We start from the raw sequence: 6,012 nt of genomic DNA on the forward strand, positions 1-6,012 counted from the left end.
CCGCCGCGCCACCCGTCGTCGTCGAAGACTTCGCGCTGCCGCCGGTCGATGACGACACCCGGCTCGCGGTGGACGACTGGTTCGACCGCATACGCGCGCGCCGCGCCGCCGGCGACCTCGCGGGCGCGCGCGCGAGCCTCGCAAGGCTGCGCGACGCCCACCCCGACGCGGCCATCCCCGCCGACCTCGCCGACCTGCGCTGATGGCGGGGGAGACGCTGCAGGGTCGGGCCAGCTTCACGCTCGAGGCCCGCAAGAGCCGCTTCATCGCGCAGGCCGCGCCGGTGGATTCCCCGGAGCAGGCCCTGGCCTGGCTGCGCGAAATCGCCGACCCGCAGGCCACGCACAACTGCTGGGCTTACCGCATCGGCGCCGCGTATCGCTCCAGCGACGACGGTGAGCCTGGCGGCAGCGCCGGCCGGCCGATCCTCGCGGCCATCGAGGGCCAGGGCATGGACCAGGTGATGGTGGTGGTGACGCGCTGGTACGGCGGCACCAACCTCGGCGTCGGCGGCCTGGTGCGCGCCTACGGCGGCGCCGCCGCGGAATGCCTGCGCACCGCGCCGCGGCGGCCGCTGGTGGACTGGTGCTTCGCCGCCGTGGACGCCGACTTCGCCCTGTCGGGTCCGCTGCACGGATTGCTCGAGGACGTCGGCGCGCGCAAGCTCGATGAATCCTTCGACGAGCACGGCCTGCACTTGCGTTTGCGCCTTCCCGCCTCCAGCTTTGGAGACCTGGCCGACCGGCTGCGCGACCTCAGCCGGGGCGCCGCGCGCCTGAGGCGCCTCGAGACACCCGACGCATGACCGAGATCCCGACGCCGCGCCCGCCGCTGAACTCCCTGCGCGGCCTGCTGCCCTTCCTGCGCCCGCACCGGCCGCTGCTGGCCTGCTGGCTGGTGGCGCTGGCGCTGAGCTCTAGCGCCACCCTCATGCTGCCGGTGGCGGTGAAGTACATGATCGACCAAGGCTTCGTGGCCGGCAGCTCGGTGGACCGCTGGTTCGCGCTGCTCTTCGCAGTGGCGGTGCTGCTGGCGCTGGCCACGGCGGCGCGCTTCTACTTCGTGTCGCTGCTGGGCGAGCGCGTGATCGCCGACCTGCGGCGCACGCTTTACGGGCACCTGCTTTCGCTGGACCAGGCCTTCTTCGAGCGCACGCGCACCGGCGAGCTGCTGTCGCGGCTGTCGGCCGACACCGAGCTGCTGCGCAGCGTGGTGGCCTCCAGCATGTCGGTGGCGCTGCGCAGCGGCATCACCGTGCTGGGCAGCGCGCTGATGCTGGCCGTCACCAGCCCAAGGCTGGCCCTGTTCGCCCTGCTGGGCATCCCGCTGGTGATCCTGCCGATGGTGATCTCGGGCCGGCGCGTGCGCGGGGTGGCCAAGGACAGCCAGGACCGCGTCGCCGACGCCAACGCCCGCGCCGGCGAGACCCTGGGCGCGATGCACACCGTGCAGAGCTACGCCCGCGAGGACTACGAGCGCGAACGCTTCGCCGGCGCCGTGCAGGTGGCGCTCGGCACCGCCCGCAAGCGGATCCGGCTGCAGGCGATGCTGACCGCGGTGGTGATCGTGCTGGTGTTCGGCTCGATCACCGCGGTGCTGTGGATCGGCGCCCAGGACGTGGTGGCCGGCAGCATGACGCCGGGCACGCTGGGCCAGTTCGTGCTGTACGCGCTGCTGGGCGCCGGCTCGGTCGGCGCCCTCACCGAAGTCTGGGCCGAAGTGCAGCGCGCCGCCGGCGGCATGACCCGCATCAACGAGCTGCTGCAGGAACGTTCGGTGCTGGCCCTGCCCGCCCGACCGTCCGAACTGCCGACGCCCGTGCGCGGCGAAATCCGACTCGAAGGCGTTCGCTTCCACTACCCCACCCGCCCCGACGTGGCCGCGCTCGACGACTTCAGCCTGTCGGTGGCGCCCGGCGAAACCGTGGCCCTGGTCGGCCCGTCCGGCGCCGGCAAGAGCACGGTGCTGCAGCTGCTGCTGCGCTTCCACGATCCCGAGGCGGGCCGCATCCTGCTCGACGGCCAGGACTTGCGCACGCTCGATCCCGGCACGCTGCGCCGGCACGTGGCGCTGGTGCCGCAGGATCCGATGATCTTCGGCGCCAGCGCGCGCGAGAACATCCGTTATGGCCGACTGGAAGCAAGCGACGCCGACATCGAGGCTGCGGCACGCAGTGCCGAGGCCCACGATTTCCTGGCCGCGCTGCCGCAGGGCTACGACAGCGAGCTCGGCGAGCGCGGCGCGCGTCTCTCCGGCGGCCAGCAGCAGCGCCTGGCGATCGCGCGGGCGCTGCTCAAGGACGCGCCCATCCTGCTGCTGGACGAAGCTACCAGCGCGCTGGACTCGCAAAGCGAGCACGCGGTGCAGCAGGCGCTCGAGCGGCTGATGCAGGGCCGCACGACGCTGGTCATCGCGCACCGCCTGGCCACGGTCCTCAAGGCCGACCGCATCGTGGTCATGGACCGGGGCCGCATCGTCGCGCAAGGCACGCACGCCGAGCTGCTCGCCCAGGGCGGCCTCTACGCCGAACTCGCCCGCCTCCAGTTCGACCACTGACGACGACGCGTGCGCCTTGCACACGAACCGCCGCACTTTGGGACGTTACGGCAGCTCCGCCCAGCAACGATCGGGTTCGCCGCCCGCCCCTCAACACGGCGTCCTGCCCATTGAGGGGCGGCCGTTACGGCATCCTGCCTCCACTTCGTCGAACCCGATCGTCGCAGGGCGGCGCTCCGACCGACCGTCGCACACCGGATCGAGATCAAGAGCCGGATCAAGAGCTGTTGCCCCGTCGTCGCCCTTGATTTTGATCTGGTGTGCGACTGACATCCGGGGCGACGTCGCACGCACGACTAGGACTTCTGAAGTGAAGGGCAGGAAGCCCGTAACGGCCGACGTTTGCTGCCAGGGATGGCGCTAGCAAGACGGCGGGCAGAAGTACCCGTCGTGCGGGCGGCGGCGCTGCCGTGAAGTAAAGGCGTGTGGCGGTTCGTGCGCAGGGCGCACGTGCACTACGGACGGTGGAAAAGCGAAGCCCCGCGGGAGCGGGGCTTCGGGGTGGTGCGTAGGGGGTGGTGTCAGGCCGGGGCGACGTTGGCGGCTTGTGCGCCCTTCGGGCCCTGGACGACTTCGAAACTGACGCGCTGGCCTTCCTGGAGCGAACGGAAGCCCTTGGATGCGATCGCCGAGTAATGCACGAACACATCCGCGCTGCCGTCTTCCGGAGCGATGAAGCCAAACCCCTTGGCGTCGTTGAACCACTTCACGGTGCCGAAACTCATGCGCTTTCCCTCGAGTGCGGTTGGTCGAACGTGCCCCGGCGCCTTCCCCGGGCCGTCGCACGGGCCGAGTATGCAAAAGGGGAATTCGACTGACAATCACCCCAGCAGCGCGTCGAACAGCCCCGGCAGGCCTGCGCTGGCGGCCTCGACGTGGGCCAGCACCTCGGCCAGCGTGATCTCGCCGTCGTCGCTGCAGCCGGCGGCCCAATTGGCCACCACCGCCAGGCAGGCGTAGTCCAGGCCCAGCTCGCGGGCCAGGCCGGCCTCGGGCATGCCGGTCATGCCGACCAGGTCGCAGCCGTCGCGGCGCATGCGGGCGATCTCGGCCTTGGTTTCCAGGCGCGGGCCCTGGGTGGCGCCGTAGCAGCCGCCGTCCACGACGGCCACGCCGGCGCGGGCCGCGGCGGCCAGCACCTCGGCGCGCAGCGAAGGCGTGTAGGGGTCGCCGAAATCGACGTGCAGCACCTCGCCGCCCTCGCCGTCCCAGAAGCTCGAGGCGCGGCCCCAGGTGTAGTCGATCAGTTGGTCGGGCAGCGCCAGCACGCGCGGGCCGAAGCGTTCGGTGATGCCGCCGACGGTGTTGATGGCGAGCACGCGGGACGCGCCCAGCTGCTTGAGCTGCCAGAGGTTGGCGCGGTAGTTCACGCGGTGCGGCGGCAGCGAGTGGCCTTCGCCGTGGCGGGCCAGGAAGGCGACGCGGCGGCCGCGGAGGCGGCCGACCCGGACCGGGCCCGAGGGCTTGCCGAAGGGCGTGTCGCCCTCGATCGCTTCGGCCTCCTGCAGGTTGGCGAGACGGTAGACGCCGGTGCCACCGATCACGGCCAGGTCGATCGCGGCCATCTCAGGTCCCCAGCGCGTAGATCGCGGGCAGGTTCCTGCCCTGCTCGTGGTAGTCCATGCCGTAGCCGTAGACGTAGCGGTCGGGCACCTCCAGCGCGACATAGTCGGCGGCGATGCCCTCGACGCAGCGGTCGTGCTGCTTCACCGCCAGCACGGCCACCCGCACCTCGCGGGCGCCCTGGTCCTCGCACCATTGCTTGACGGCCTTGAGCGTGTGGCCCTCGTCCAGGATGTCGTCGGCCAGCAGCACGCGGCGGCCGCGCAGCGGCGTCGCCGGACGGTGCAGCCAGGCCAGGCCCGAGCCGGTGGTGGCGCCGCGGTAGCGCGACGCGTGCAGGTAGTCGAACTCTAGGTCGGTCTTCATCGCCATCGCCAGCTGCGCGGCGAACGGCAGGCCGCCGTGCATGATGGTCAGGTAGACCGGGCGCTCGCCGTCGGCGTAATCGGCGTCGATCCCGGCGGCGATGCGGGCGATTTCGCGCTCGATGCGTTCGCGGTCGAACAGCAGGTCGGAACCGGCGACGGCCTCGGCCAGGGACTTCACCATGTCAGGCCACTCCTTCGGGATGGGCCGTCACGCGGCCGCGGGCCTCATCGTAGCGCGCATCGGCCAGCAGGCCGTCCCAGCCGCCGCCGCCGCGACCGAGCAGTGAGCTGATGCCCAGCGTGTCCGAGGGCGGGCGGGTGTCCATGGCCTTGAGCGAATCCTCGACCAGGGCCGGGGCGCACACCAGCACGATGTCGCAGCCGGCGTCGAGGTGGGCGTCGATGCGCGACTTCACGCCGCCGGCCGATTCGGCCGCGGCCATGCCGATGTCGTCGGAGAACACCACGCCGCGGAAACCCATGTCGCGGCGCAGGATGTCCTTGATCCAGCGCGGCGAATAGCCCGCGGGCTCGGGCGCGACGGCCGGGTACTTCACGTGCGCCATCATCACCGCATCGGCGCCGGCGTCGATGCCGGCGACGAAGGGCACCAGGTCCTCGGCCTGCAGCGCCGACAGCGGGCGCGGGTCCACCGCGTCGTCGAAATGCGTGTCCTCGAGCACCGAGCCATGGCCGGGGAAGTGCTTGAGCGTCGCGGCCATGCCGGCCTCGTGCATGCCGGCCACGTAGGCGCGGGTGAACTCGGCGACGATCGCCGGATCGGCATGGAAGGCGCGGTTGCCGATGGCCAGGTTGCCGCGGCCCAGGTCGACCACGGGAGCGAAGCTGAGATCGACGCCGGTGGCGCGGATCTCGCTGGCCATCAGCCAGGCGTGGTCCCTGGCCAGGCGCAGCGCGGCCTTCGGGTCGCGCGCGTACAGCTGGCCGTAGCCGTCGAGCGAGGGCAGCGGGTGGTAGCCGTCGCGGAAACGCTGCACGCGGCCGCCTTCCTGGTCCACGCAAAGCAGCTGCGGGCGCGGCGCCGCGGCGCGAATGGCCGCGGACAGGTCGGCCACCTGCTGGCGCGAGGCGAAGTTGCGGGTGAACAGGATCACGCCCGCCACCGCGTCATGCTGCAGCCACTCGCGCTCGCGGGCGTCGAGTTCGTGGCCGCTGATTCCGATCACCAGCATCAGTGCTGCTCCTGTGCGCTCCAGCGCGAATACGGGCGCTCGGCGAGCGCCAGGTTGTAGTAGCGGAGTTCCTCGGTGACTTCCTGGCCCAGCCAGTCCGGACGCGGGTAGGCCTGGCCAGCGGACGCGAGCTCGAGTTCGGCGACCACCAGGCCGGCGTTTTCGCCGCGGAACTCGTCGACCTCGAAGGTGTGTCCCTCGACCTCGACGTAGTGCCGCACCTTGTCGATGCGGCCGCCCACGCACAGCGCCAGCAGCGCCTCGGCGTCGGCCACCGGCACCGGGTAGTCGAACTCCTGGCGGGTGGTGCCCAGCTCGCGCGACTTGAGGTT

The 6,012-nt window shown here is 71.6% G+C and carries 7 protein-coding genes and 1 pseudogene; 3 read left to right on the plus strand and 5 right to left on the minus strand.

Translation table 11 applies throughout. The features are described 5' to 3' along the window. The 3 genes and pseudogenes from Q0C12_RS14445 to Q0C12_RS14455 all read left to right on the plus strand — a co-directional run. Positions 1-203 (plus strand): annotated as a pseudogene (locus Q0C12_RS14445) (hypothetical protein); the annotation flags it as partial. Continuing rightward, positions 203-805 carry a YigZ family protein gene (locus Q0C12_RS14450; protein ID WP_290891415.1) on the plus strand — a complete coding sequence of 201 codons (603 nt, stop codon included), beginning with the start codon at positions 203-205 and terminating at the stop codon, positions 803-805. The pseudogene Q0C12_RS14445 and the gene Q0C12_RS14450, both read left to right, overlap by 1 nt. Then, complete coding sequence (locus tag Q0C12_RS14455) at positions 802-2,556, plus strand: ABC transporter transmembrane domain-containing protein (RefSeq protein WP_290891418.1); 1,755 nt, start codon at positions 802-804, stop codon at positions 2,554-2,556. The genes Q0C12_RS14450 and Q0C12_RS14455 overlap by 4 nt, the downstream gene beginning before the upstream one ends. Positions 2,557-3,077: 521 nt before the next feature. Here Q0C12_RS14455 and Q0C12_RS14460 read toward each other — a convergent pair. The 5 genes from Q0C12_RS14460 to Q0C12_RS14480 form a co-directional block, all read right to left on the minus strand. Further along, entirely contained in the window at positions 3,078-3,281 is a 204-nt protein-coding gene (locus tag Q0C12_RS14460; protein ID WP_034210690.1) for a cold-shock protein, read from the minus strand. A gap of 96 nt (positions 3,282-3,377) precedes the next feature. Next, a complete protein-coding gene (locus tag Q0C12_RS14465; RefSeq protein ID WP_290891421.1) occupies positions 3,378-4,121 on the minus strand; it encodes an S-methyl-5'-thioinosine phosphorylase in 744 nt (247 codons plus the stop codon). 1 nt (position 4,122) lies between these two features. After that, positions 4,123-4,668 carry a hypoxanthine-guanine phosphoribosyltransferase gene (locus Q0C12_RS14470; RefSeq protein WP_290891423.1) on the minus strand — a complete coding sequence of 182 codons (546 nt, stop codon included), beginning with the start codon at positions 4,666-4,668 and terminating at the stop codon, positions 4,123-4,125. 1 nt (position 4,669) lies between these two features. Then, positions 4,670-5,680, minus strand: coding sequence for a beta-N-acetylhexosaminidase (nagZ, locus tag Q0C12_RS14475; RefSeq protein ID WP_290891425.1), 1,011 nt, complete (start codon positions 5,678-5,680; stop codon positions 4,670-4,672). Beyond that, positions 5,680-6,012, minus strand: a 333-nt coding sequence (locus Q0C12_RS14480) for a CYTH domain-containing protein (protein ID WP_290891427.1), incomplete at its 5' end; no start/stop codon positions are given. The genes nagZ and Q0C12_RS14480, both read right to left, overlap by 1 nt.

The organism is Arenimonas sp., from assembly GCF_022842045.1.
In the GTDB taxonomy this organism is placed as follows: Bacteria; Pseudomonadota; Gammaproteobacteria; order Xanthomonadales; family Xanthomonadaceae; genus Arenimonas.

Bases quoted from the DNA above. Each gene is read 5' to 3' on its own strand.
- Q0C12_RS14460 (WP_034210690.1), bottom strand. From the start codon at position 3,281: ATGAGTTTCGGCACCGTGAAGTGGTTCAACGACGCCAAGGGGTTTGGC.
- nagZ (WP_290891425.1), bottom strand. From the start codon at position 5,680: ATGCTGGTGATCGGAATCAGCGGCCACGAACTCGACGCCCGCGAGCGC.
- Q0C12_RS14455 (WP_290891418.1), top strand. From the start codon at position 802: ATGACCGAGATCCCGACGCCGCGCCCGCCGCTGAACTCCCTGCGCGGC.
- Q0C12_RS14465 (WP_290891421.1), bottom strand. From the start codon at position 4,121: ATGGCCGCGATCGACCTGGCCGTGATCGGTGGCACCGGCGTCTACCGT.
- Q0C12_RS14470 (WP_290891423.1), bottom strand. From the start codon at position 4,668: ATGGTGAAGTCCCTGGCCGAGGCCGTCGCCGGTTCCGACCTGCTGTTC.
- Q0C12_RS14450 (WP_290891415.1), top strand. From the start codon at position 203: ATGGCGGGGGAGACGCTGCAGGGTCGGGCCAGCTTCACGCTCGAGGCC.